Origin of the sequence: Embleya hyalina, assembly GCF_003967355.1 — a bacterium.
GTDB lineage: Bacteria > Actinomycetota > Actinomycetes > Streptomycetales > Streptomycetaceae > Embleya > Embleya hyalina.
Map to the genome: position 1 here is coordinate 107250 of NZ_BIFH01000025.1, position 25550 is coordinate 132799.

23 protein-coding genes and 1 pseudogene are annotated in these 25550 nt (G+C 70.2%); 15 read left to right on the forward strand and 9 right to left on the reverse strand.

Features of this window, described 5'->3' with window-relative positions; translation table 11 throughout:
* Positions 1–7: 7 nt before the first annotated feature.
* Positions 8–805 carry an IclR family transcriptional regulator gene (locus tag EMA17_RS26875; protein WP_218043064.1) on the forward strand — a complete coding sequence of 266 codons (798 nt, stop codon included), beginning with the start codon at positions 8–10 and terminating at the stop codon, positions 803–805.
* A gap of 42 nt (positions 806–847) precedes the next feature.
* Here EMA17_RS26875 and EMA17_RS26880 read toward each other — a convergent pair whose 3' ends face one another.
* Positions 848–1813, reverse strand: coding sequence for a TAXI family TRAP transporter solute-binding subunit (locus EMA17_RS26880; protein ID WP_126639708.1), 966 nt, complete (start codon positions 1811–1813; stop codon positions 848–850).
* 215 nt (positions 1814–2028) lie between these two features.
* On the opposite strand from EMA17_RS26880, the gene EMA17_RS26885 reads away from it, so the two are divergent.
* The 3 genes from EMA17_RS26885 to EMA17_RS26895 all read left to right on the forward strand — a co-directional run bounded on the left by EMA17_RS26885 (position 2029) and on the right by EMA17_RS26895 (position 4049).
* On the forward strand, positions 2029–2775 hold the full coding sequence (locus EMA17_RS26885; RefSeq protein WP_126639709.1) for a hypothetical protein: 747 nt from the start codon (positions 2029–2031) through the stop codon (positions 2773–2775).
* Positions 2772–3317 (forward strand): cupin domain-containing protein, encoded by a 546-nt coding sequence (locus EMA17_RS26890; RefSeq protein ID WP_126639710.1) that lies wholly within the window; start codon positions 2772–2774, stop codon positions 3315–3317. The genes EMA17_RS26885 and EMA17_RS26890 overlap by 4 nt, the downstream gene beginning before the upstream one ends.
* Before the next feature lie 189 nt (positions 3318–3506).
* The gene (locus EMA17_RS26895) at positions 3507–4049 is read left to right on the forward strand and encodes a MarR family winged helix-turn-helix transcriptional regulator (RefSeq protein ID WP_126639711.1); all 543 of its coding nucleotides are present in this window, start codon (positions 3507–3509) and stop codon (positions 4047–4049) included.
* 264 nt (positions 4050–4313) lie between these two features.
* On the opposite strand, the gene EMA17_RS26900 is transcribed toward EMA17_RS26895, so the two are convergent.
* The gene (locus EMA17_RS26900; RefSeq protein ID WP_126639712.1) at positions 4314–4508 is read right to left on the reverse strand and encodes a hypothetical protein; all 195 of its coding nucleotides are present in this window, start codon (positions 4506–4508) and stop codon (positions 4314–4316) included.
* A 191-nt stretch (positions 4509–4699) separates the two neighbouring features.
* On the opposite strand from EMA17_RS26900, the pseudogene EMA17_RS56065 reads away from it, so the two are divergent.
* A pseudogene (locus tag EMA17_RS56065) lies at positions 4700–4942 on the forward strand (tyrosine-protein phosphatase); the annotation flags it as partial.
* A 210-nt stretch (positions 4943–5152) separates the two neighbouring features.
* On the opposite strand, the gene EMA17_RS26910 reads toward EMA17_RS56065, so the two are convergent.
* The 3 genes from EMA17_RS26910 to EMA17_RS26920 form a co-directional block, all read right to left on the reverse strand.
* Entirely contained in the window at positions 5153–6574 is a 1422-nt protein-coding gene (locus tag EMA17_RS26910) for an APC family permease (RefSeq protein ID WP_126639713.1), read from the reverse strand.
* 122 nt (positions 6575–6696) lie between these two features.
* Entirely contained in the window at positions 6697–6894 is a 198-nt protein-coding gene (locus EMA17_RS26915; protein ID WP_174861434.1) for a hypothetical protein, read from the reverse strand.
* Positions 6895–7811: 917 nt separating this feature from the next.
* Positions 7812–8423 (reverse strand): FMN-dependent NADH-azoreductase, encoded by a 612-nt coding sequence (locus EMA17_RS26920; RefSeq protein ID WP_126639714.1) that lies wholly within the window; start codon positions 8421–8423, stop codon positions 7812–7814.
* A gap of 142 nt (positions 8424–8565) precedes the next feature.
* Here EMA17_RS26920 and EMA17_RS26925 point away from each other — a divergent pair, with 142 nt between their 5' ends.
* The 5 genes from EMA17_RS26925 (at position 8566) to EMA17_RS26945 (ending at position 14060) form a co-directional block, all read left to right on the forward strand.
* The gene (locus EMA17_RS26925) at positions 8566–8958 is read left to right on the forward strand and encodes a winged helix-turn-helix transcriptional regulator (RefSeq protein ID WP_126639715.1); all 393 of its coding nucleotides are present in this window, start codon (positions 8566–8568) and stop codon (positions 8956–8958) included.
* Between the two features lie 166 nt (positions 8959–9124).
* Positions 9125–10033: a LysR family transcriptional regulator gene (locus EMA17_RS26930; protein WP_126639716.1), complete on the forward strand. Its 909-nt coding sequence runs from the start codon at positions 9125–9127 to the stop codon at positions 10031–10033.
* A gap of 290 nt (positions 10034–10323) precedes the next feature.
* The gene (gene speB / locus EMA17_RS26935) at positions 10324–11391 is read left to right on the forward strand and encodes an agmatinase (protein WP_126639717.1); all 1068 of its coding nucleotides are present in this window, start codon (positions 10324–10326) and stop codon (positions 11389–11391) included.
* A 392-nt stretch (positions 11392–11783) separates the two neighbouring features.
* The gene (locus EMA17_RS26940; protein ID WP_126639718.1) at positions 11784–12257 is read left to right on the forward strand and encodes a MarR family winged helix-turn-helix transcriptional regulator; all 474 of its coding nucleotides are present in this window, start codon (positions 11784–11786) and stop codon (positions 12255–12257) included.
* Between the two features lie 228 nt (positions 12258–12485).
* Positions 12486–14060: an MFS transporter gene (locus tag EMA17_RS26945; protein WP_246126933.1), complete on the forward strand. Its 1575-nt coding sequence runs from the start codon at positions 12486–12488 to the stop codon at positions 14058–14060.
* Between the two features lie 102 nt (positions 14061–14162).
* Here the strand turns inward: EMA17_RS26945 and EMA17_RS26950 are convergent, their stop codons facing one another.
* Positions 14163–15290, reverse strand: a complete 1128-nt coding sequence (locus EMA17_RS26950) for an MFS transporter (protein ID WP_218043066.1) — start codon at positions 15288–15290, stop codon at positions 14163–14165.
* Between the two features lie 208 nt (positions 15291–15498).
* On the opposite strand from EMA17_RS26950, the gene EMA17_RS26955 reads away from it, so the two are divergent.
* Positions 15499–15864, forward strand: a complete 366-nt coding sequence (locus EMA17_RS26955; protein ID WP_126639721.1) for a MerR family transcriptional regulator — start codon at positions 15499–15501, stop codon at positions 15862–15864.
* Between the two features lie 116 nt (positions 15865–15980).
* Here EMA17_RS26955 and EMA17_RS26960 read toward each other — a convergent pair whose 3' ends face one another.
* The gene (locus tag EMA17_RS26960) at positions 15981–17696 is read right to left on the reverse strand and encodes an ATP-binding SpoIIE family protein phosphatase (protein WP_160161574.1); all 1716 of its coding nucleotides are present in this window, start codon (positions 17694–17696) and stop codon (positions 15981–15983) included.
* A gap of 367 nt (positions 17697–18063) precedes the next feature.
* Here EMA17_RS26960 and EMA17_RS26965 point away from each other — a divergent pair, with 367 nt between their 5' ends.
* On the forward strand, positions 18064–18927 hold the full coding sequence (locus EMA17_RS26965; protein ID WP_126639723.1) for a carbon-nitrogen hydrolase family protein: 864 nt from the start codon (positions 18064–18066) through the stop codon (positions 18925–18927).
* A gap of 87 nt (positions 18928–19014) precedes the next feature.
* Here the strand turns inward: EMA17_RS26965 and EMA17_RS26970 are convergent, their stop codons facing one another.
* Positions 19015–20028, reverse strand: a complete 1014-nt coding sequence (locus tag EMA17_RS26970; protein ID WP_160161575.1) for a LacI family DNA-binding transcriptional regulator — start codon at positions 20026–20028, stop codon at positions 19015–19017.
* A 96-nt stretch (positions 20029–20124) separates the two neighbouring features.
* Between EMA17_RS26970 and EMA17_RS26975 the strand changes: the two genes are divergently transcribed.
* From EMA17_RS26975 to EMA17_RS26985, 3 genes are read left to right on the forward strand one after another with little or no spacing between them, the layout of a single operon-like run.
* Positions 20125–21750, forward strand: a complete 1626-nt coding sequence (locus EMA17_RS26975) for an amidohydrolase (protein ID WP_126639725.1) — start codon at positions 20125–20127, stop codon at positions 21748–21750.
* The gene (locus EMA17_RS26980; protein WP_246126918.1) at positions 21747–23213 is read left to right on the forward strand and encodes an APC family permease; all 1467 of its coding nucleotides are present in this window, start codon (positions 21747–21749) and stop codon (positions 23211–23213) included. Before EMA17_RS26975 ends, EMA17_RS26980 begins: the two co-directional genes overlap by 4 nt.
* A gap of 1 nt (position 23214) precedes the next feature.
* Positions 23215–23844 (forward strand): DUF1989 domain-containing protein, encoded by a 630-nt coding sequence (locus EMA17_RS26985; protein WP_126639726.1) that lies wholly within the window; start codon positions 23215–23217, stop codon positions 23842–23844.
* 131 nt (positions 23845–23975) lie between these two features.
* On the opposite strand, the gene EMA17_RS26990 is transcribed toward EMA17_RS26985, so the two are convergent.
* A complete protein-coding gene (locus tag EMA17_RS26990) occupies positions 23976–25211 on the reverse strand; it encodes a serine hydrolase domain-containing protein (RefSeq protein WP_126639727.1) in 1236 nt (411 codons plus the stop codon).
* Between the last annotated feature and the right edge of the window lie 339 nt (positions 25212–25550).

The following is a 25550-nucleotide window of genomic DNA, read 5'->3' on the forward strand; positions in this document are numbered from 1 at the left end:
GATCTCCGTGGACGAAGCCAGAGATCTCACGAACGACGAGGCGCAGCCCGGGCGGCCTGCGGGGCTCATCGGCGCGGTGGACAACGTGCTGCGCCTGCTGCGCCTGTTCGAGGACCACGAGATGGTCCGGGTGAATCAGGTGTCCCGCGACATGGGACTGTCCCGGTCGACGGTGCATCGGATGCTCGTCACGCTCGCCCACCACCGCTTCGTCGAACAGGAGCCGCTGTCCCGGGCCTACCGACCGGGGCCGGCCCTGATCGAGATCGGCCTGTCGGTCGTCGGCCGGATCGACGTCCGCGCCGTATCGCACGACGCGCTGACCCGACTGCGCGACGAGACCGGCGAAACGGTGCACCTCGCGCATCTGCGCGGCCCCGAGGCCGTCTACGTCGACAGCGTGGAGAGCGCGCACGCCATGCGCACCGGCAGTCGAGTGGGCTGGACCCTGCCCGCGCACACCACCGCCGCCGGCAAGGCACTGCTCGCGGAACTGCCCGACGCCGAGTTGACCACGCTCTACCCCTCGGGCGAACTCGCGGCTCCCACGCCGCGCGCGGTGACCACGATCGGCCAGTTGCGCGTGCAGTTGGAAGAGACCCGACGTCGGGGCTACGCGACCAACAACGCGGAGAGCGAGGACGACGTGTACGCGGTCGCCGCCGTCGTCCGTGACAAACAGGGTCGCGCGCGCGGCGCCATCTCCACGACCGCGCCACGATCGCGGGCCGGCGACGCCTGGGTCACCGCGACGGCGGAGGCCGTGATGCGGGTGGCCCGGGAGCTGGGCGATCGGATCGGGTGACCCGGAGCGCCCCGCACGTCGAACCGCCGGCGCGACACCCGTTCAACTCCACATGAGCGGGCCGTCGAGCGGACCGTCCGAGGCGGCCGTCTCGGAATACGCGCGGGCGGCGGCCGGGTGCAGCGGAAGCGGGGTCGCCGCCATGTCCGCGGGCACCAGGGGGTAGGTCACCGGGGAGCGGTCGATCGGCAGGTGGCCGTACTGCACCTCCAGCGCCCGCCGCGTGCCGATCATGCACCAGGTCGCGAGATGGGCGACCTCGTCCGCGAGGTCCTCCCGGCACACGACGACGAAGTCCGAGAAATCCAGGGTGTGCAAGTCCTCGGTCAGTCCCGGCAGATACCCCGCCCGCACGACCGCCGACGGCCAACCCTCGCGGGCGAAACCGCGCAGGACCTCGTCTCCCCACGGAAGGTACTTCACCGGCCGCACCCGCTCGACGCGCTGCCAGGGCGGCGTCATGATCGCCTCCTGGACGAGGACGTTGACCTCTCCGGCGGCGAACCACTCCAGCGCGGGGAACGGACGCTCGTCGTAGCGGAAGTCGACCCGGTCCGCATCGATCCCGGCGAGCGCGAGTGCCTTGTGCGCCGCGAATCCGACCAGGTTGACGCCGTCGTCGGGCGCCGTCGCCACGACCACCTCGCCCGTGTACTCGGCCAACTCGGCCACCGTGCGCACCGGAAGGGCCGCGTCCACGGCGACCACCAGACGGTCGCGCTGTCCGATCACGCCCAGGGCGCACAGACCGTCGAGCCGACCGGCCCGCGCGAGCCTCGACGCCGCGGCGGCGGGTGTCATCACGCTGATGTCCGCATCGCCCTCGCGCAGCGCGGTGATCGCGTCCAGCCCGCCGCGCCCGTTCCAGATGGCGAAGCGGGATCCGGCCGGTGCGCGATCGCCCATCTCCTGGGCGATCCATCCGCATATCCGGTGCATGTTCGCCTGCCCCCAGTCCCCTTGCAGGTGGAGGGTCACCGGTGCCGTGAGCCTCGGTTCAACAAGCATTTCGATCTCCTCGCAGACAAGCACACGTGTCACTACGCGGAACACAAGACCGTACTGTGCACCCACCGATCCCAGTAACACAAGGTGGGTGTCAATATTTGCCTGCTTTTGCGGAACTTGATGAAACGCGCTCTTGCAGAACCCCCGAGTTTGGTATCAGAATCCGAGTTGCTGTTCCGCATCATGCAACATCCATCTCCGGCAGAGGAGTTGTCGTGAGCACCATCCGGCAGACAGCCGTCGAAGAGACCAGGAAGATCCCGCCTCCGGACCCCGATCGGGAACCCCTGAAGGCGAACGTGTACGAGCGCATGGCCAAGGCCGCCGCTCAACTGACGCCGCTGTTCCCCTACGACGACGCGGGTGCCATCGTCCCGTGCGGCAGCGTCATCGTCGGCGGCCCGGGCCAGGACTACGGTCATTTCTTCCACTGGAACACCGCCTGCGAAGTGGTCGTGTCGTACGGATCCAGCGGCTCGGTCCTCGGCTCCGGGCAGGTCATGGCGGCGCAGAACCTGCACGGCGTGAACTCGTTCCTGCGCGACCAGGAGGACCCCGGCTCGTTCGCCGTCATCGTGGTCACCCAGCACCAGTCCCGTGACGGCGACCAGTCCGAGGCGATGATCGCTCGGTGTACGAACTGCGCGGAGGAGATCGTGCGCCACGCGTACGACGCGACTCCGTTCGGTCTGCCGGGATTCGACGCCGAACGGCACGGCGGCGAGGACGCTCCCGTACGCCAGTTCGCCACCGCGGTCGGCTCGGCCGAATTCGTTCGGCTGCGCAACACCGAGGAGGGCCGCACCTGCGGGAAATGCGGCCACGTCAACGACGCGTTCTCCGGCACACCGTGGGGATGGCCCCGCCAGGTCGCCCAGACCCGAGTCGCGATCGACGCGCATCGTGTCCTGCGCGCCGCCGCACACCGCCCCGACACGACCCGGGAGGTCGACCACCCGTGACCCGCCGACGTCGCATGCTCAAGAGCCTCGAAACCGGGCCCGAACTCGGCGACCACGTCGAGGCGGCGGTGCTCCCGGCCGACACCGATCCGCAGTTGTACCTGGCGTACAACCGCCTCGCCCAACCGTTCCACCTCATCTGCCAACACGACACGGTCCTCAGCCAGATGTCCGGCACGGTCGAGGTGCATCTGCGGGAGAGTTCGGTGAACCGGTTCGTCATGGGGACCGGCGACCACGTGTACGTCCCGGCCGGCACGCCGCACCGGATCGTCCCTCGCGAAGAGGGCGTGACCCTGCGCTACATGCCCCTGGACGCCGGACGACTCGGGGTGGCCTGGTTCTGCGCCGGCTGCGGGCACGAACTGACCCGCTACGAGTGGGAACACGACAACGACGTGCCCCTCTCGCACTACTACGCGGCGACCTGTACCCGGTTCACTGCCGACGAGGCCGCCCGCACGTGCCGCGACTGCGCCGCGGTGCACCCGGAGATCGATCTCTCGGCCTTCGAACTGCCCGAGGCCGTCGGCACGTCCTGATCCGGGTCGGTCCGCTCCGACTCGGTCCGACCCGACAGCGAGCGCGGTGTCGTCACGAGCGCCCCCTTCGGGCGCGACGACACCGCGTCCGCGTGTCGGTCGGCGGCCTGGAGAACCTCGGAGGCAGATCACACATGGCACTATAGGTATAGCGCAATGGCTTATTCCAGACTCGACTACGATCGGACGATGACGGCCGCAGCTTCGCCCGCAGATTTGTCCGCAGACCTCACCCGCCTGATCTGGACCCTCCACCGGACGTTGCGTGCGGTCGCCGAGCCTCCGGACGGGCACCACGTGCGCCCTCCGGCACAGGTCGAGATGCTGCAACTGGTGCTCGATCGACCCGGCATCAGCGTCCGAGAGGCCGCCGAGACGCTGCGGATGATGCCCAACAACGTGAGCAATCTCGTCACCCTGCTCGTTCGCGACAACCTCCTGGAACGCCGCCCGGCGATATCCGACCGGCGGCTGGTCGAACTGCATCCGACGCCGGAGATGCTCACCGGGGGACGCCAGGTCAGATCCGGCATGGCCTCACGGATCACGGACGCGCTCGCCGAACTCCCCCCGGAATCGATCGCCCGCATCCGTGCCGCCTCGCCGGACCTGTGGGCGCTGACCGAGGCGCTCGCGCCCCCGCGCGCGACACACCACGAGGGACCGACGCCCGCGGCGGGATCGAACCCGGCCCCGATGACCTCGACCGGTAGGGGCATGACGACGTCGTGACCGCCGCGCGATCGGGTTGCCCCGCTGCGACGGCAGAACGAACACCAAGTGCACGGCTACGACTTCGGCATCACCGTCGAACCCGACCACCAATGGGCCCGGGCAGAACGGCCCGACCGACGCCGGGCGATGTAGCCCTCCCCTGGGATACTTGCTCGCTGTCGGCCGCCACGGGCGGTAGTCGGGCGTCGTCCTCGCGTGGATCGATCGCGGTGCCTCGCCGTCCACGGCACGCCGAACCACCCGCCGATCTCAGGGCGTTGGCTACTTGCTCCCGTCGATGGCCATGGTTGCCCGTTCGTCGCCGACCTCGGCGCCATTGGTGTCGTAGAAGCTCAGCGTCGCGTCTTGGCCCGTGCCCTGTGGCACGAACATGACGAAGTACGTCTCGTCGGATCCGGGGGTCTCTTGCGAACCGGCCTCGAGGTCGGCCTTGCCCGTTTCGGCCGTGGCCACCACCGTGGCAACCGTCTTGGACCCTGCCGAACAGCACGGGATCCAACCGGCCGACGCCGGACCGGTTGAGCACGATGTCGCCCAGGGCGATGGCTGCGACGTCGTGGCCTTCTTCCGGGTTGCCGCGCTTCCAAGGCGGTTGGTCGGAACAGCCGCAGCCTCCGCCCCGGTTGGTGAGCCTGCCGCCGGCTCATATGGGCGACGGGCGGGCCGAGAAATCGATCGCGGCCGACTGCCGCGACCAGGTGGTGCGTCGAGTCGACAGACGCGCGGCACTGCTGCGCGCGCTGCTCGACACCGACGGCCTGCCGATGGTGGTGCACTGCTCGGCGGGCAAGGACGGCGCGGGCATCGCGGCGGCCCTGGTCCAGCGCCTCCTCGGCGTCGCCGTCGCGGACGTGGTGGCGAACTACCTGGGGAGCAACGACGCGGCGCACCGCTACACGCCCAACAGCGACCGGTTCGCGATGCATCCGGGGCCGCGGGCGCTTCGACGCCTACCTCGAACGCGGCCTGGGTCTGGACGCGGACCGCGTCGACCGACTGAGCGCGGGTCGCGTCGCGCGAATCCGGAACCCGCCCGAGGGCGGTGCCCACAGGAGGAGGCACCGCCCTCGGGCGGGTGGTGCACGAGCGCCCGGCGGCACTCAGGAGTCGTCGGCCATCAGCTTGATGTTCCAGCGGGTCTCCTGGCGCGGACGCAGGTAGAGCACCCAGTACAGGGCCGCCATCAGCGTGATCCCACCGGTGATCTCCAGCGCGCGTACGGGCTGTTCGGTCAGCACGTAGATCATCGCCGCGATCAGCAGCACCGGGATCACCGGCCACAGCGGCATCCGCCACGCCCGGCCGCTCTTGTGCACACCCCGGCGGGCGACCAGAACGGCCAGCGCCACGGCCAGATAGAGCGCGGCGACCGCCACGCCGGTGACCTCGCCGAGGATGTCGAGATTCACGAAGCACAGCAGCGCGCCCGGCACACCCATCACCAGCGTGGACACCCACGGCGAGCCGAACCGGTTCACCTTGCCGAAGGCCCGGTTGATCGGCTCGGGCCAGGCCCGGTCCCGCGCCGAGGCGTAGACCACACGCGAGCCCTGGATCACCATGACCACGCCCGCGTTGACGATCGCCAGCGCGATGCACAGGCCGATGAAGGTCGCCGTGCCGTGGTTGGACCAGCCCTCGACCAGGCCGAGGATGTCCCCCTTCGCGAGCGTCGCCTGATCCGGCGCACCCAGCGAGATGGCGATGGTCGGCACGATCAGGATCACCCCGCCCAGACCCAGGGTCCACAACACCGTGCGCGAGACCGTGCGTCGCGGGTTCTCCATCTCCTCGGCCAGGTAGACCGCGGTGGAGAAGCCCTGCAACGCGAACAGCGCGCCGGCCATGCCCGCGATCAGCAGGCCCATCTTCAGCGGGTCGGTCGTGCCGGCCGCGGCATCGCTCACCACCTCGGGCTTGAGCAGCGTCGACGCGGATCGGTGGGTGTTGGCGAAGCCGAGGAAGGCCACGATCGCGGCGGCGACCACTTCCAGACCCAGGAACACGCCGGTCACCCACGCGTTGGCGCGCAGGTCGAGCAGCCCCATGATCGTCGCCAGGATCATCACCGCGGCCCCCGCCCACATCGTGTCGACGGTGGCGATCGAGGTCAGATACTCGGCGGTGCCCAGCGCCATGATCGGCGGCACGATCATCACCACGGCCGTGGCGACGACGAAGACCAGCCAGCCCATGAAGCGCCCCATCAGGGTGCCGACCATGGCGTACTCGCCGCCGGCGCTGGGGACGAGCGTGCCCAACTCGGAGTAGCAGAACGCCACCCCGATACACAGCACGGCGGCCACGACCAGGGCCAGCGAGGTGCCGGACCCCAGGTCCGCGAACATTCCCGGCACGATCACGAACAGGGACGACGCGGGGGTCAGACAGGACAGGGTGAGCAGGGTGCCGCCGACGACACCGATGGATCGTTTGAGCGGGGCGGGCGCGCCACCGGCGTCGTCGAGCACGACCGGTGGTGGCAGGGTCCCGGACAACGGTGGGGTGCTTTCTACAGCCATGGCCCTACCTCTGTGATGGGCCGTTCGCACGTTCCGAACGGTGCGGCGTAATAAAGAGCTAGTTTGATCTCAAGTCAAGATCCCGATACCAAGCTGATTTCGCGGGCTGTGCGCCGCGAATGTCACCGAATGTTGCTTCGAGCCGCCGACCGGTCCGGGCCGCCGCGCTTCGACTGCCGCACGTATGTCGAGGGCACGCCGCACGCGGCCGGCGCGCCGACGGCCACGGCCGCGTCGGTGCCGCGCAGGAACATCCGTCGATCCACGTCGTGGCCGGCGATCCGCAGCGGGGACCGGGCGCGAATGCGGGCGCGGGTCATCGGCGACTCCTTGGCAATGCGGGACGGGGCCTGCGCCCCGGACGCGGGGACGCGCCGGGCGTACGAACGGCCCAACGCATCGTGGCCGCGCCCCGCCCCCGACGGCAACACGCACCCTGTCAACCCTCGCGGGGCGCGGTTGACAGGGTGCGCGGGGTGCCGAACGCGCACTTGAGAGCGACGATTTCCTCGTCCCGGCGGACCTCACCCGAGGTGCGCAGGACGGATCGGGCGCGCTTTCGTCGCACGCCTGGTGGGAGAGGGCCCGGTCAACGGCACCCCGAACCGGAACGTGGCGGAAGCCCCGCGGACTGCTCGTTCGGCGTGAGTTCGAGGTGTGGGGCACCGAAGGCCACTCACGCTTGAACGACGACAGGATCGCAGTGGCGATCAGTGCTCTCGAAGCGGTAATGCGCAGGCTTGGAATGAACTGAGATCGACCGGAACGAAGCGGCCGGTGCGGGGTGTTGGACATGCCCCGGACGGGGCCACGGACCAACCCTGTCGGGGCGACGAGTCGTGGTGGCCGTGACGCCGGCGCGGCCGTTCCGGGGTACGCGCGGCGCATCGGTGTTCCGGCCACCGGAACGATCCGGTCGCCGCGAGGCCTGGGCGCCGAGAATTCGATCGGCGGGCGAGCCGGCCGGGCTGCGGCCTCTCGTCGCGCCCGGCCCGGGCTCGCTCGGACAGGCCCCGAACGACCCGCCCACTGCGGGTAAGTGGGCGTCACCGCGCGCAGGAGAGCGAGGGCCGTCCCCCGTCGGTTCCTCCGGTTTCTCACCGGCAAAGCGGAGCATCACAGGCCACGCGGTAGTCGTGTCACCACTGCACGCACGGCCCGTGGGGCGAAAGCCCCCACCGGGCCGTGCGGCATGGTCGGATCGCCGGGCGGTCTGTGGGCGGCCGGCCCCCGACGGTCAGGCCAGGAGCGCGGCGTGCCGTCGCGCGGACTCGGCGGCTCGCTCCAGCGACCGCCGCGCCGATTCCTCGGCCAGCGGCACCAGGTCGGCCATGGCGGGTTTGACGGCCGCCATCGTCAGTTCGCGCGTGATGGTTTCGACCTGCAGACCGAGCCCGCCTTCCAGCACCTTCTCCAGGTAGTTGGTGTCGAAATCGAAGCCGGCTCGCGGCGTGCCGGGGCGGTAGGAGCCGCCGCGCGAGGCCGCGATCACGACGTGCTTGCCGGACGGGGCCACGCCCTCGCCGAAGGTCCGCCCCGCCAGGATGATCTGGTCCAGCCAGGCCTTCAGGGTCGAGGGGATCGTGAAGTTGTACATGGGAGCACCGATGAGGACGACATCGGCCTTCTCGAATTCGGCGATGAGTTCCTCACGCGGCGCGGGGACGGACTCGGCGGTGACGGTGGCGACGTCCAGGTGCGGCACGGGGTCGGCGGCCAGGTCGCGGTATATGACGCCGCCCTGCGGGTGTGCCTCCTCCCAAACCCTGCGGAAAGCGTCGGTGAGTTGGCGGGAGCCGGAGCCCTCCAGCGGAAACAGGGACGAGTCGATGTGCAGCAGAACTGCCATGGAAGGCACTCCTCGGGGCGGGTACGCGGATGCGGTGGAACCGGCACACCAAGGCGCCCGGAACCAGAATCATAAGCTGCTTATCTTTATACAGTAGCTTACTTTTCCGCAGCTATTGGATGGTGGGCGCTACCATGAGCGCATGACAAAGGGGCGGCACGGGGACGCGGGGCAGTGCGCAGCGGTGGGCGGCGCGGTGGAAGGCGTCTTCGCCCTTCTGGGCAAGCGCTGGAACGGCCTCATCCTTGCCAGCCTGATGAACGGCCCGGGCCGCTTCGCCGAACTGGGCCGCGCCGTCAGCGGGATCAGCGAGCGCATGCTCTCCGACCGCCTCGCCGAACTCGGCGACGCCGGCCTGGTGAGCCGCGAGGTGGACCCCGGCCCGCCACTGCGGGTCACCTACCGCCTCACCCCCGCGGGAGAGGCACTACGGCCGGCTCTGGAGGAGCTGGGCAGCTGGGCCGAGCAGTTCCTCGGAGGATCCGAGCATGGCAACTGCCCCACCATGCCGCAGTCGAAAGTGGTGAATCCGTAACCGCGCACGACGACGGCACGGCCCAGGACGGCCGGCTCACGGACATCAGGTTTGACCAGGCGTTTCAGCTTGACGCGGGAGCCCTCGATGTTCCCACTCAAGCCTCGTGAGGCACCGAGGTATGCGGGCGAGGTGGCTGCTCCGCCGAGATACATAGCATGTATGGATGTTCGACCTTCGCCAATTCCAGGTGCTCCGCGCCATTGCCTCGAGCGGTTCGTTGGCCGGGGCCGCCCGCGAGCTCCACTACGGACACCCGACCATCAGCTACCATCTCGGGGCGCTGGAGGCGCACTTGGGGGTCAAGCTGGTGGAGCGCGGTCCCACCGGGGCGGTCCTGACGGATGTCGGCACGATGGTCCTGGAGCATGCGTGCGCCGTGCTCGACCGGATCGACACGGTCGAGGCGGATGTCGAGGCCCGGGCGAAACACGGTGTGGCGACGCTGCGCATCGGTGCCTTCCACTCCGCGGCCTCGCGGTTGCTCCCCCGGGCCGTGCGGAATGCCGCGATCGGTTCGGACGTGCGGATCGAATTGATCGAGGCCGAACCACTCGATCTGGTCGCGCATGTACGAGCCGGGTCGCTGCACTGCGCCGTGATCTACGACGTCGGCGGAGCCGGGGCACGATACGGCGCGGACATGCGGGCCGAGACCTTGTTCGACGATCCGTACCGGGTCCTGCTCCCCGCATCGCACCCCCAGGCCCGGGCAGTGGGTCCGGTCGACATCGAACTGCTGGCCGACGACGGGTGGATCGTCTCTCGCGGCTCGTACGACCCCAGCGACCAGACTCTTTTCGCGACGTGCCAGTCCCTGGGATTCCGACCCCGGACCGTGCTCAGGACCGACGATTACGGTGTGGTCCACGGCTTCGTCGCCGCCGGCACCGCCGTCGCGCTGGTACCCGAACTCGCCTTGGAGGAGGGTTACGACGTCGTCGCCCGCCCCGCTGTGCAGGTCCTGGGCTGTCGCAGCATCCGGTTTCTCGCCCCTCAAGGCACACAGCCCGCACTGGTGGGGCGGTTGCGCGAGGAACTGCACCGCGCGGCGGCGATCCGGAAGACGCCCTGACGGAACCGCATCACCCGGGCAGGCGTCGCACGGTCTTCCATAGACCATATGGAGCGTCGTCGAAAGCTCGTCCATACCTGTACAGCCGCAAGGCTGTGAGGATTCGAGCCTGCGCGGTGGGCACGCGCGGCGGCCGGGCAGACCCGGCGAAACCTGCTGCGGGCGGGTCCGGCGGCCACGGCGGGCCCGTTCACCGGGCATCGGACCTGCTCGCCGAGCGCCCGCATCGCGCCACACCGCGACAAGTCGGCCCGGCGGCCCGTTCCGCACGACGCAAAGGACTTCCCCCTATGACCCGCTTCGGCGCAATGTACGGCCCCGACGTCACATTCCTGGGCGTCCCGCCGTGCGACCTGGACGAACACTCGACGTGGGATGACGCCCAGGTGGTCATCCTCGGCGCGCCCTACGACGGCGGCACCTCGTACCGCTCGGGCGCCCGGTTCGGGCCCAAGGCCATCCGGCAGGCCTGCTACCTCGAACACGAGGGCAGCCGACCCTCCCTCGCGCTGGGTGTGGACGGACTTCTCGACCTGCGCGTCAAGGACGCCGGCGACGTCATGATGTTCAGCGGTGACGCGCAAGAGGCACACGCCGCCTTGGAACAGGCGGTGAACACCGTCTCGGCCACCGGCAGGATTCCCCTCGTACTCGGCGGCGACCACTCGATCGCTCTCCCGAACGTCACCGGCGTCGCACGCGCGGTCGGATGGGGCCGGGTCTCGGTCGTCCACTTCGACGCCCACGCGGACACCGGCGACATCTGCCACGGTTCCCTCATCGCCCACGGCCAGCCGATGCGCCGCCTTCTCGAATCGGGCGCGGCTCGCGGCGACCGCTTCCTGCAGTTGGGCCTGCGCGGCTACTGGCCCGGCCCGGAGACCCTGGAATGGATGGCCGAACAGGGCATGCGCTCGTACGAGATGACCGAGATCGTGGAACGCGGCCTGGAAACCTGCCTGGCCGAGGCGTCACGCACGGCACTGGACGACTGCGACGGCGTCTACCTCTCGGTGGACGTCGACGTCGTCGACCCCGGCATGGCCCCTGGGACCGGGACGCCGGAGCCCGGTGGCCTGACCTCCCGCCAACTCCTGGACGCGGTACGCCGCTTGGCCTACGAACTGCCCATCGTCGGCGTCGAGGTCGTCGAGGTCGCCCCCGGCCACGACCACGCCGACATCACCGCGATGCTCGGCAGCCGCATCGTCCTCGAAGCGCTGTCCGGCATCGCCCGCCGACAGGCCGAGAAGAACGGCCACTTGGAGTCGTGGGACCGCGGTCGACCCCTCCTGGAGCCGTACGACACCATCCACCGCGACGCGAACCGTCGGCACCGCGGAGCGACGCGCGGGTGAACCGGTGTGCGAGCCCCCTGCGCGGCCGGTCCTCCCTCCAGACCCGGGCCGCCAACGCCGCACACCACGCGCCGCGTTGGGCCGGCGACGGCCGAGCCGCGTCCCGCCCCGACGCGAACGTGCCTTCGCCGTCCGGGACATCGTCCCCGTCACAGCCCTCTGCGCAGCCCCGGGAGGTCGGCCGACCGTGAACCGGTGACGCCCTCGAGGCCGCACCCGAACTCGACGACCACGCGGGTGTCCTGGACGCCTTCCGTGGGGGCGACGAGCGTTTCCAGGCTGGTGCCGGCGTGTCGAGGACTTCGGATCGTGTGCTCGGGGAGGCGGGAGCACACGGCTATGTCGAGGTACCTACTTTGACATAGCCATCTCCCCGGGCCTAGGGTCGCGGCGTGTCGTCGACGGATCCCGCAGCCGAGGAGCACCGGCGCATCGCGGCCGGCCTGGCCGCGATCCTGCCCGTGCTGCATCGCACCGTGGACCGGAGGCTGGTGTCGGATTTCGACCACCCCAAGCCGCCGGAGGCTCACTTGGCAGTGCTGCGGGTGGTCGACGAGCACGAGGGGATCACGGTCCGCGAAGTGGCCGAGACCCTGCTGATGAAGCCGAACAACGTGAGCGCCCTGATCTCGAAGCTCGTCGATGACGGCGCGATGGAACGGCACGTGGATCCGGACGACAAGCGCCTCGTGCGGTTGCGGCTGACGGCGGAGGCCCGTCGTCGTTCCGCGACCGTCGACGCCCTCGTGACCGGGTACATCGTGGGCGCGCTGCGCACGATGAGCGACGGCGAGGTCGCCGCCCTGGGATCCGCGGTCGGCGCGCTGGCCGAACTCACCCGGCAGGTCCAGCCCCGCAACACCTGATCCCCAGCCGTATCGAGCCGACGTCCGGACGCCCTCGGGGCCTCCGTCGATCCCTGGCCACCGGAGCACCGCCCGTGCTGCGGCGCGCCGCGCGTCATCACGCGCCGACTCGTTCCCCTCTTTCCCTGTGTCTTCTTCCGGCGTGCACGCCGCTGTGACTCGGCGCGCGTCCGCCCGATCAGGAAGTCTGGTTTTCGCATGTCCTCCACTCGAGCGGGCCATGACCACATGCCCTCTCCCGGTTCGCCGCCGATCGCCTCCGGTCCTCGCGCCAATCCTTGGCTGACGCTGATAGCCGTGGCCTTCGGCCTGTTCATGGTCGGCCTGGACAGCTCGGTCGTGGCGATCGCCAACCCGGAGATCGGCCGCGACCTGAACGCCTCGACCGCCGACCTGCAATGGGTCACCAACTCCTATCTGCTGGCCCTGGCCGCCGCACTGATCCTGGGCGGCAAGCTCGGCGACCGCTTCGGCCGCCGGACGTTCTACCTGGTCGGCGTGGCCGGCTTCACCCTCGCGTCGGTGGCGATCGGGTTGGCCGGCTCGATCGAAGGCGTGATCGCGTTCCGAGCGGCGCAAGGGTTCTTCGGCGCTCTGCTGATGCCGAACACGCTCGGCCTGCTGCGCGCGGTCTTCCCCCCGAAGAAGTTCGGCATGGCGGTGGGCATCTGGGCGATGGTCTCGTCGGTGTCCACCGCGATCGGCCCGATCGTGGGCGGACTGCTCGTCGAACACGTCGACTGGGAGTCGGTGTTCTACATCAACGCCCCGATCGGCGTGATCGCCCTCGCCTTCAGCCTCGCGGTGCTGCCGCAGAGCAAGAACTCCACCGGACACCACCGGTTCGACATCCCCGGCGTGCTGATCCTCGCGCTCGGACTGCTGCTGCTGGTCTTCGGCGTCGTCAAGGGCGAGTCGTGGGGCTGGGGCGCGGCCTCCACACTCGGCATGATCGCGGCGGGGGTCGTCGTGCTGGTCGTGTTCGGCTGGTACGAGACCCGCGTCGCGCACCCGCTGCTGCCGATGCGATTGTTCCGCAACCGGGCACTGACCGTCGGCACGATCGTCACCGCCGTGAACTTCTTCGTCCTGCTCGGCGTGATCTTCTTCGTCATGCTGTACCTGCAGAACGTGCGCGGCTTCACCCCCGTCGAAGCCGGCGTACGAACCCTGCCGCTCAGCCTCGCCTCGGTCGTGTCCGCCCCGCTCGGCGCGGCGGTCACCGAACGCCTCGGCGCACGGGTGAGCATGCCGACCGGCATGCTGCTCCAAGCCGCCGCCGCACTGGGCATGCTCACGTGGGACATCGACAGCTCGTACACGCTGATGTGGCCGCCGTTCGTCGCGCTCGGCCTCGGTACCGGCATGGTCATGGCTGCCTCCTCGGACGCGATCGTCGGCAACGCGCCCGTCCGGGACGGCGGCGTGGCCGGTGGCCTGCAGGCCACCGCCCTGCAGGTCGGCGGCGCCTTGGGCACATCCGTGCTGATGTCCGTCATCAGCAGTCGTGCCGGCTCGACGATGATCGACGAATTCACCTCCGCCGGGGTTCCGGGGCCGACCGCAGAGGGTCTGCGCGCCGCCGAGGGCGCGGTGGCGATGGGCGTCGCACCCGTTTCCCCCGACATGCCCGCCGAGTTGCGTGCCCGGATCGTCGAGGGCGGCGGTCAGGCGTTCATGAACGGCGTACACACCGCGGCGATCATCACCGTGGTCGTGTGCCTGGTGAGCGCCGCCCTCGCCGCCGCGGGCCTGGGTCGGCGCGATCCGAGCCGGGGCCCGGTCGGGCCGGCGATGCACTGACCCACCGGCCGCCGGCCCCGCTGCGGACACCCCGTGCGCGGGGCCGGCCCGGCCCGTCTCGCCGGACGATCCGGGGATCGCACGCCCGCCGAGCGGGGCGGATCAGTCCGCCGGCTCCTTCGACAGTTCGGGGAACCCGGTACGACGGGCCGCCACGGCCATGCCCGCGCCTGCCGCGACCAGGGCGAGCGCGGTCCACGGCACGGCCGCGATGCCGGCTGTCGCCAGGATCCGGCCGCCGAGGAACGCACCCGTGCCGACGCCGATGTTGAAGCCGGAGTTCAGCACGGAGTCGGCGGTCTCCGGCGTCGCGGGGGCCGCGCGTACCACCGCGGCGTGCAGGAGTGTGGGAAGCGCCCCGAACGCCAGGCCCCACGCCGCGACCGCGGCGACGGCGGGGACCGGGTTGCGGCCGGAGAGGGCGAGCACGAGGACACCGGCGGTCATCACGCCCAAGGCGGCGAGCAGTGCGCCGCGCGGTCGACGGTCGACAAGGACCGCCGCGGCCCCGACGCCCATCGCACCGAACACGCCGTATGCGAGCAATACCCACCCGACTGCGGACTCGCCGAGGCCGGCTCGCTCCAACTGTCGCGCGACGTAGGTGTACAGGGCGAAGTGGCCGAGCATCACGACCGTCGTGGTGCCCGCGACGACCATCACGCCGGGTATTCGCAGCACGTCGACCACGCCCGCCCGCACGGACGATCGGTCGCCGGGCAACGCGGGCAGGGTGTGGGCGGCAAGTACCGCGAGCAGCAGGGCCAGTGCGGCCAGGCCCGCGAACGCGGTTCTCCAGCCGACCGCGGAGCCGGCCGCCGTACCGAGGGGTATGCCGATCGTCAGTGCCGCCGCCTGGCCCGCGAACACCATGGCCACCGCACGGCCGACACGCTCGGGGGCGACCATGCGGACCGCGTACGCCGCCGCCATCGACCAGAACACGCCCGCAAGGAGCCCTCCCACGGCGCGGGCCACGAGCGTGAGCGGATAGCTGCCGGAGCATGCCGTGGCCACGTTGACCACCGCGAACCCGACCAGCGTGGCGACCATCGACGGGCGCCGCGGCCAGTGCCGGATCGCTGCGGTCAGCGGTATCGCGCCGAGGGCCATCGCGTATGCGAAGGCGGTCACCAAGAACCCGGCCGCGACCTCGGACACCCCCAGGTCACGGGCCGTCGTGGGAAGCAGTCCGGACGGTAGCATCTCGGTCGTCAATGCGACGAACACCGCCGCCGACAGGGTGAGCAGCCCACCAAGTGGCCATCCGGGCTCCGGAATTGCCGACGTGGCCGAATCGGTGGACGTGGCCGTATCGGTCGAAGCGGTGGTCTCGATGGCGGAAGTGGATGAAGGTTCCGATTCCCTTGACATGGATCGAAGGCTAGGAATCTCACATCGGTGTGAAGGTCAAATCCGATGACGTGAGGTGGGACACATGAGGATCGGCGAGGTGTCGCGACGCACCGGCGTCAGTACGCGGCTGCTGCGCTACTACGAGGAACAGGGTCTGCTCCAGCCGGCTCGCAGCGAGAACGGCTATCGCGACTATCCGGACCAGGCCGTCGCGTGCGTCCACCAGATCCGCGGGCTGATCGACGCGGGACTGTCGACTCGCGCGTTGCGTTCGGTCATCCCCTACCTGGAGGGTGCCCTGACGCTGCCCCCGTCGCCCGGACCGGAGTTGGTGGCGCTCCTCGGCAACGAGTTGGCGCAACTCGACGAACGCATCACCTGCCTGACCCGCAACCGCGACGCGATCCGGGACTACCTGACGGCGTCGCGGCCCTCGCCCGAAGGGTGAACGAGCCGGTCGACGTTCGAGGCATCGCCCGATTCGCGCTCGTCGACGAGGCCGAGGGTGCCTGCCACGTGCGGCGTCGCCCGTGCACACGCTGCTCGCTCCCTCCGTGGGCGCATCTATCCCGGAGCGCTCCCGTGCCTTCGGTCCAACCGCTGCTCCGCCCAGATCGTCTTGCCGTCGGGTCCGAACCTGCAGCCCCAGCGTTCGGTGACCTGGGACACGAGGAACAACCCTCGGCCACCCTCGTCGGTGCTGCGGGCTCGCCTGATGCGAGGCTGAGTGCTGTTGCCATCGCCGACCTCGCACACCAACAGGTCCTTTCCTCTGATCAGCCGCACCGTCATCGAATCGCCGCCGTAGCGGACGGCGTTTCCCGCCAACTCGCTGATCACGAGTTCCGTGGCGAAGACCTCCTCGTCGAGCCGCCACCGCGCCAGCTGCCCGGTCACCAGTGTGCGGATCTCGGGCACCGACTCCGCCCGCGCCGGGAAGACCCACCGGACCGTGCTCGCGGGGGATATCGAGCGCGTCCGGGCGCACAGCAGGACCACGTCCGTGGACTCGCCCTCGGGCGCGGTGTCGTCGACGATGTCCCGACACACGTCGGCCAGGGCGCGGCCCGCCCGGCACCGTCGACCGATCGAGCGCCGCAGTCGGCGCAGACCGGCGCCTGCCGCGTCGTCTTGGCGATCGAGGAACCCACTGCCGTGGAAGACGAGGACCGAGGAGGCCCGCAGTTCCAACTCCGCCGTCTCGAACGGGATGCCGCCCACACCCAGGGGCGGCCCGGGCGGGAGTTCGATCAGGACCGGTTCACGGCCGGGGGCGACGAGCAGTGGGGCGTGATGGCCGGCGTCCGCGAGCACGCAGCGCGAGGTGACCGGGTCGTACACGGCATACACACACGTCGCACCCACGGGATCCGCGCCCGGTTCGGCCTCCGCGCCCAGGCGCCGGACGAGATCGTCGACGTGGGTGAGCAACTCCTCCGGTTCCAGGTCGAGGTGGGCGAGGGTGAGCATGGCCGCCCGCACCCGACCCATCGTCGCGGTGGCGACCAGCCCTCGACCGAACGCCTCGCCGACGACCAGGCCGATGCGTGCCGACGACAGGGGGATCACGTCGAACCACTCGCCGCCGACCCCCGCCCCTTCCCCGGCCGGCCGGTAGATCGCCGCAGTCTCGGCCGCGTCGGTGTCCGTCGTACCTCGCGGCAGCAGCATGCGTTGCAACCCGACCGCCGTGGCGTGCTCGCGCGTGTACCGGCGCGCGTTGTCGACGGCCAGTCCGCCGCGCGAGGCGATCTCGTGCAGGATCTCCACGTCGTCGGGATGCAGGTCTCGCGCCCGGTCCTGCCACACGGTGACCACCCCCAACAACCGTCCCCGCGCGAACAGCGGGGCGACGATCGCCCGGGAGACACGATCGGGAACCATGCGCCGCGTCGGCTCGACACCGTGCCGCGAGGTCATGAACGTCCAGGCATCCTCGATGACCACCACGTCCCCGGCCATCAGGGCCGCGTCGTACGGACCCGTCGACAGTGACGGCACCCGCTCGCCCGCCGTGATCATGCCTTCGGGCAGGTCGCCACACACCGCGAAACGCGCGATCGTCCCCTGCGGCGCGGGCGCCACGCCCTCCGAGTCCTCCCCCATGACGACGGCCACGTACAGGTCGACGGTCGCCGCTCTCCCCAGGGTCGGCACGATCACGTCGACGATGGCCTGCGTCGTCCGCCGCACGTCCAGATCGGCGCCGATACGCGCCGCGGCCTCGTACATCGACCGCACCCGCAGACGCAGCCGTGCAACCTCGTCTTCCGCACCCATCGGAACACCTCCGGGTCCTGTCCACGGTACCCGCGCGGGCGACCGCGGCGCCCTCGGAACCGCTGCCCGCGGTCGATCGGCCTCGTGGGGATCGGGCGGCGCCGGGAGGGAACTCCCGCGGGTCGTGAGGGGAGGGCGTCCTATCTTCTTGACACTCCACCAAAAACGATTTAGGTTCCGAATGTCGCGGCCCTGGCGCAAAGAGTGGTTTGCGAATACGGGGCGGGGACCGGTTCGGAAGTGCGCGGCGATTCCCGTGCACGCACGGGGCCGGGTGTCGGCTCCGCCGACGAGGGACGGCATCCGGCGCGGCATTCGCCTTCCATGTGGCACCAGGCATCCACCACCCACCGTTCGGGAGGCAGTCATGATCGATCGCGATGCGGGCGCACAGCGTCGAGCGGGCGACGGTCTGTGGGTCACGATCCTCCAATCGCCGGGATCCCCCGGCGACCCGGAGAGCAACCTCGTCGAACTCCGTCGGGCCGCCGAACGGGCCCGGCACCGCGGTCTCGACGTCCTGGTCACACCGGAGATGTTCGTCACCGGCTACGACATCGACCGGCCGCTCGCCGATCTCGCGCGAAGCGACCTCCTCGACCCCGTTCGACGGATCGCGAGGACGTGCCGGGTCGCCATCGTCGTCTGCCTTCCGGAGATCGCCTCGTCCGGCGCACCCCGGATGTACAACACGGCGTACTTCGTCGATTCCCACGGCGAGGTACGGGGCCGTCATCGGAAGTCGCATCTGTTCGGCGACCTCGACCGCCGCCTGTTCGAGCCCGGCGACAGGCCGTTCACGATGGTGGACTACCACGGCGTGAGGATCGCCTTGATGATCTGCTACGACGTCGAGTTCCCGGAGAACGTTCGAGCCGCCGCGATCGCCGGCGCCCATCTCGTCGCCGTTCCGACCGCGCAGATGGAGCCGTTCGCATTCGTGGCGGACCATCTGATCCGGGCGCGGGCGTGGGAGAACCAGATATACGTCGCCTACGCGAACCACTCCGGCAAGGAGCGTGCAACGACGTACGTGGGCGGGAGCAGCGTGGTCGGTCCCTCGGGGGAGGTGCTGGCGAGGATCGAGGCCGAGACCGGCATGGCCGACGCGTGGATCGACACGACGGCCGTGGCGGCGGCCCAACGCGCGAACCCGTACCTGCGCGACCGGCGCCCCGGGTTGTACCGGGCCCTGGTCGACCCGATCCACGCCGCGAGCCCGGAGGGATGACGGGCGGTCCCGGCGTCACCCACGTGTTCGACCGGGGACGCACGCCATGCGGGGCCGTTCCCGAGCGGTCGCGCGCGACCCTCGTGTCTACGGCTCCGCCGGGTCCCTCGTGGAGCTGGCCCTGAGGTTGATCGTGCTGGGAACGGTGATCGGCTCGGTCACGGCCACGCCCTGGATGCGCTCCAGGAGCATGTGGATGGCCGCCGCTCCCAACCGAGTCGGGCGGGGGTCGACGGCCGTGATGGCAGGTTCGCTCAACCGCGCGGTCGAGCCGTCGACGCCGCCGACCACGAGGATGTCCTCGGGGACGCGCAGCCCTCGTTCCCGGCACGCCTGCAGCACGCCGGTCGAGTACCTTTCCGCCGAGGCGAACACCGCGTCCGGCGGCGCCTCGCCGTCCAGGAGTGCGATGGTCGCCCTGTAGGCGCTGAGTTCCAGGGCCACGAGCGGCACCGGCGTGACGAGCCGCCCTCGCCCGTTCGCCCAGCACCAGGACTCGTAGGCCGCCCGGGTCTCCAGGGCCCATGCCCAGGTCGACTCGGCCCACAGCAGCACGATTCTCCGCGCGCCCGCGGCCTTGAGGTGATCCAGCAGGGCCACGGTGCTGGCGGTGGTGTCGGCGCGGACGTAGAACGGGCGGTCGGGACGACCGGCGTCGGGCTCGATGGTGACCACGGGCACGCCGACGCTCTCCAGGACGTCGATGCGGGGGTCCTCCTCGGACGGGTCGCAGATGATCACGCCGTCCAGGCCCATCTGCGCCCACTCCTCGGCCGTCTCCAGGGGCGGCGGGAACACGAGGGAGTTGCCACCCGCGAACGCCGCGCCGGCGCAGGCCGACGCGATCTCGAGGTAGTAGTCGAGCCCGATCAGCTCCGCCTCCGCGGGCGAGCCGTCGGTCCGCGGAAGGATCAGCGCGACGGACTTGCGCGGTGTCCCGCGCAGATCCTGGGCCGCCCGGTTCGGGCGGTACCCCAGGGCGGCCGCGGTCTCTCGAACCCGTCGGCGGGTCTCGGCGTTGACCTCGCCCTTGTCGTTCAGGGCGTGAGAGACGGTCGTGATGGACACTCCGGCCGCCTCCGCCACGTCTTTGATCGTCACTCGTGCTCCGGAACGCGCGGCCATCCGCACACGGTAGTCCATCGCGACCCGACCGGACCTCTTCACGCCCAAATCGTTTTGGGTTACGGTCTGGCCATGCGAATCTCATCACTGCGCGACGGCGCCATCGTCAACGCGAACGTGCACACGATGGATCCGGCGCGTCCCGTCGCCGAAGCGGTGGCGTGGCGCGACGGCCGGATCACCCTGGTGGGCACATCGGCCGAGGTCCTGGCCTCCCGGCCCGCCGGGCCCCTCGTGGACGCCCACGGAGGGACCGTCACCCCCGGTCTGATCGACTCCCACACGCACCCGATCTGGGGCGCCGAGTTGGCCCGAGGCGTCGACCTCGGCGGACTGACGAGCTTCCGGGCCGTATCGGCCGCGCTGCGCGCCGAGGCCGACGCGACGGTCCGCAAGGGTGAACACTGGGTCTTCGCCTGGAACCTGGACTACGCCGCGCTCGAGGGGCGGCCGATCCGCGGCGTCGACTTCGCCGATGCCGTGCACGCCATGCCGGCAGTGGTGATGTTCCACGACCTCCACACCTGCGTGGCGACGGACGCCGCGCTCGCGCACGCCGGCATCGACGGGAGCGAGACGTTCGCCGACGAGTCGGTCGTGGTCGTGGACGCCGACGGCCGACCCACGGGCGAACTCCGCGAGCCCAGTGCCTACAACCTGCTCCTGCGGGCGTGCCCGCAGGTGACCCGCTCGCAACTGCGGGACCACACCACGCGCGTGTTGCGCGACTTCGCCCGCACCGGGCTCACCGGGGGCGTGGTCATGGACGGGTCCCTCGACACCCTCGACCTGCTGGCCGAGATCGAGACGACCGAGGATCTTCCCGTCCGCCTGGACGTCGCCCTGTGGCACGAACCCGGGCGCGGGGACGACGGCGTCGAAGAGTTCGTCGCCCGGCGGACCGACCGGGGGCGTCGATGGCGCACCGGCATCATCAAGCTTTTCCTCGACGGCGTCGTCGAGACGGGCACGGCATGGCTCTACGAGCCCGACACCTGTGGCCACAGCCACAGGTCCTACTGGACGGATCGAGAACGATTCGCGGACGTGGTGTCGCGATACGCCGCGGCGGGATTCCAGATCGCCACGCACGCGATCGGCGACCGAGCGGTGGGGGAAGTCGTCGAAACGTATCGGAAGGTGGGCGTCCTCGCCGCGAACGGCGCCCCCCATCGGATCGAGCACATCGAGACGCTGACCGACGCCGACCTGTCCCGCATGGGTCGGCTCGGCGCCACCGCATCGATGCAACCCCTGCAGATGCAATGGCGCCGCCACGATCGGTCCGACAAGTGGTCCTCCCGCCTGGGCCCCGAGCGCGCGTCCCGGGCGTACCGGACCAGGGACATGCTGGACCTGGGCATCCCGCTGGCACTCGGTTCCGACTGGCCGGTGGCGCCGTTCGACCCCCGTGTCGGGATGGCCTGGGCCCGACTGAGGCGCCCCCCGGGCCTCGGTGGAGCGGTTTTCGAACCGCATCAGGTCCTGCGACCCGCCGAGGCCCTGCACGCCTACACGACCGCCGCCGCGAAGGCACTCGGCGACACCTCACGCGGCCGCGTCGCCGAGGGCATGGCCGCCGACCTCACCTGTTTCGGCGGCGACCCCCTGCGGGTCCCTGCCGACGAACTGCCGGAACTGCCCGTGCTCGCCACTATCGTCGACGGCGGGTACTCGTTCGGAGAGGAAAGACCATGAACGACTCCGCGCGGAAACCCTCGAAGGAACTGCGGCCCGATGCGCTCGGCATGTGGGACCTGGTGTTCTTCGTCGTCGCGGCGGCCGCGCCGCTGGCGGTCATGTCGGGCGTGGCGCCACTCGCGATCCAGTTCGGGGGCATCGGAGCACCGGGCGGCTATCTCCTCGGCGGCATCGCGATGTTCGTGTTCGCGATCGGCTTCACCGCGATGACCCGGTACGTCCCCAACCCCGGCGCCTTCTACGCCTACATCTCGGAGGGGCTCGGCCGCGTCGTCGGCGGAGGCGCCGCCTTCGTCGCGCTCGCCTCCTACATCCCCATCGCCGTCGGATTCGTCCCCGCCATCGGCGTCTTCGCCCAACAGAGCGCCGAATCGGTGTTCGGACTCCACGTGCCCTGGGGCGTGTGGGCGACGATCGGCGGCGCGATCGTCGCGATCCTGGGCTACCTCAACGTGACCCTGAGCGCCAAGGTCCTGGGAACGATCCTCGTCCTCGAGGTTCTGGTCCTCCTGGTCTTCACCGTGCCGGTCGTCGTCCAAGGCGGCGCGGAGGGGCTCAGTCTCGACGGCTTCAGCCCCGGAAACATCTTCGCGCCCGGAGTGGGCGGCCTGTTCGTCCTTTCCTTCGGGGCCTTCCTGGGATTCGAGTCGACCGCCATCTACCGCGGCGAGACCAGGGACGGCAAGAGGGCGGTACCCAGGGCGACGTACATCGCGGTCGGCTTCCTGGCGGTGTTCTACTCCCTCGTCGTCTGGGCCGTGATCATGTCGTTCGGGGAATCGAAGGCCGTCGAGACGGCCGACTCCGATCCGGCCGACATGTTCTTCGTCGCGATGACGCAATGGGTGGGCAAACCCGTCAGCGACGCGATGCACCTGCTCCTGGTGACCAGTGCCCTGGCTTCCGTGCTCGCGGTGCACAACGCCTCGGCCCGCTACCTGCACGCTCTCGCGAGGGATCGCGTACTGCCTCGCGTCCTCGCCAGGACCGACCCGAGGACGCACTCGCCCGCCAACGCGAGCCTGCTCGTCACGGCCCTGACCGTCCTGGGCGTCGTCGGCTTCCAACTGTTCGGAGCCGACCCGTACCTGCAGACGTTCCTGTGGCTCAACGGCATCGGCATCGCCGGGATCATCGGGCTCCAGGTTCTGTGCTCCGTCGCGATCATCGTGTTCTTCGCGCGCGACTCCCACGGGGTGGGAATCGTTCGGCGGCTTGTCGCGCCCACCGTGGCCGCCGTCGCGCTCACCGCGGCCCTCTACCTCATCGTCGAGAACTTCTCCGTCCTCACCGGAGCCGGGACGGCCACCAACACCGTCCTGCTCCTCGTCGTACCGGTGGCCTTCCTCGTCGGCGCGGCGGCAACGCGGCGCGCGAAGCGGGTTCGGCACGAGCCGCGACCGGCCCTTTCGCTCGACAACCGGCTCGCGCCGGCCCCGGGCCGAACCGAGGGAGCCTGAGATGCACGCCTACGACACAGCCGGCGACGACACGAATCCGACTCGACGCGTGATCGTGCCCGCGGGCCGGGGCTCTGCGGTCGACGTCCGTCGCGGACAGACGCTTCGTGTCGTCAACACCTCCGGCACACAGGTGGTGGATCTGTGGGCGCACACGCGAGACGAGCCGGGCGAGTACCTGGGCCTCTCGCAGTGCAGGGAGGTGCTGCAGCGGATCCACTTCCGACCGGGGGACACGCTGTCGACCAATCGCTACCGGGCCTGCCTCACCGTCGTCGACGACACCTCGGGCATCGACCACGACACCCTGATCGCGCCCTGTCGGACCGAGATGTACCTCAACGTCGGCCTCCCGGGGACCCATCGGAGCTGCACCGCCAACCATGCACAGGCGTTGCCGCGGTGGCCGTCCGCCGACCCGCCCCAGCCTTGGAACCTGTTCATGACGGCCGAGGTGGTGCCGGGCGGGCGGATCGTCTACGGGCGGCCGCCGTTCCGTCCGGGGATGTACGTCGAACTGCGCGCGGAGATGGATCTGGTGCTCGTCGTGTCCTCCTGTCCCGACGACCACTACCCGACCAACGGCGGCGACGGCTCGCCACGGGACTTCGAGATCCTCGTCGATCCCTGACCTTCGCCGCGCGTACGCCGAACAGGGCGACGGCGTCCCGTCCCCCGGCGATGCCCGAACCGTGCCGGACGACGGGCGGGAGGCACACCGTGCGTGCCCGGCCCGTCCGTCGTCCGGAGCGGCGTGGGGTGCTACTTGCCGCAGAACACCTTTTCGATCAGTGCGGTATCGGCTGCCGCCTGGGCTTCCTGATCCCGATCGGTGCCGAAGGGCGTGTAGGACAGGGCCAGTTGGCGGTCGGAGTTGCCCCAGAGCTGGGTGGAGTAGCCGAAGATGCCGCCGTTGTGTCCCCAGACCACCGTGCAGGACAACTGCAACCGGGCCAGGCCCACGCCGTAGCGGAGTGCGTCCGGCGTCGTACTCGTCGGGACCGCGTCCCGCATCTCACGCATCTGCGCCGGCCGAAGCAGCCGGCCGGCCAAGAGGGCGCGGTGGAAGCGGAGCAGGTCGTCCGTGGTGGAGATCATCTCCCCGGCGGCGCCGCCCCAGGAGGGGTTGGTTCGCGTGACGTCCATCGCCTCGTTCGGGCTCAGGTACCAGTAGGAGTGCGCGTGTATTCCGGGGATACGGGTGGAGGTGCCGGGGAATGACGTCTGCCGCATGCCCAGCGGGCGCAGGATCCGACGGTCGATCTCCTGGGCGTAGGTGCGGCCGGTGATCTTTTCGATCAGCATGCCGGCGAGGACGTAGTTGGTGTTGGAGTAGGCCCAACCGGCGCCGGGTTCGAAGTAGGGTGCGTGGCCCGAGCCGGGTACGTTCGGGTCGCCGACCGCCGCGACGACTATCTGTCGGGGTGTGTACGTGCGTACGAGTCCGCCCTGCGCCACCCAGGCGCGGAAGGCTTCGGGGGAGTCGATGTCGGGGAAGAGGCCGCCCGGTTCGTTGGTGGGGTCCCACAGGCCCGAGGTGTGCTTGAGCAGTTGGCCCACCGTGATCGTCGAGTCCTTGCCCGCGACCTTCGGCAGCAGGCCGGGCAGGTGACGGGCGACCGGATCGTTCAGGCCGAGCCGTCCCTCGCCCACGAGTTGCAGCACCGTCGTCGCGACGAACGTTTTCGTCACACTGCCGATCCGGAACCGCCCGTCCGCACGCACGGGGGCACCGGTCGTGCGATCGGATACCCCGACGCCGGCGCGCCGGGTGCCCTCGGCGTCGCGCACGGCGGCGATGGCCGAGACCGCCTTGGCCTCGGTCAACGCGCCGAGGGCCTGCCCCCAGGCAACCTCGTCCGGACGGGTCGGAGCCGAGGCCGACGGGCCGCTCGCGACGTCGAGTTCATCGGCGGCGGCCACCGGCACCGCGACGGCCAGGCACAACGAGGCAGCCACGGCACAGGTCAGATTCCGAAACACGGTGCGGGTACTCACACGTGTCTCCTTTCAGAGGCAATCCACGGGGGGCGTCGATCGGGGTATCGACGCCCCCATCGTGGCCGCCTCGGCAGGGCCCCACATCCTTCGACATCCGTACGACCAACTGGTCCACCGGGTCCATCCACCCGGCCCCGAGGCGCGAACTCGCCTTGTCACAAAGGAACGTCCGACGGATTGCGCCCGCCGCACTTCTCTGGACCCACCGCCGCACACCGTCGTCGATCCAGATGAACCAACCGGACCGGGCCGACCGGCTCCGGCCGGGCGGGATCGACACCATCGACGCAGCTCACCCGGGACCGGCCGGCCTACAGGTACTTCAACGTCGCGTCG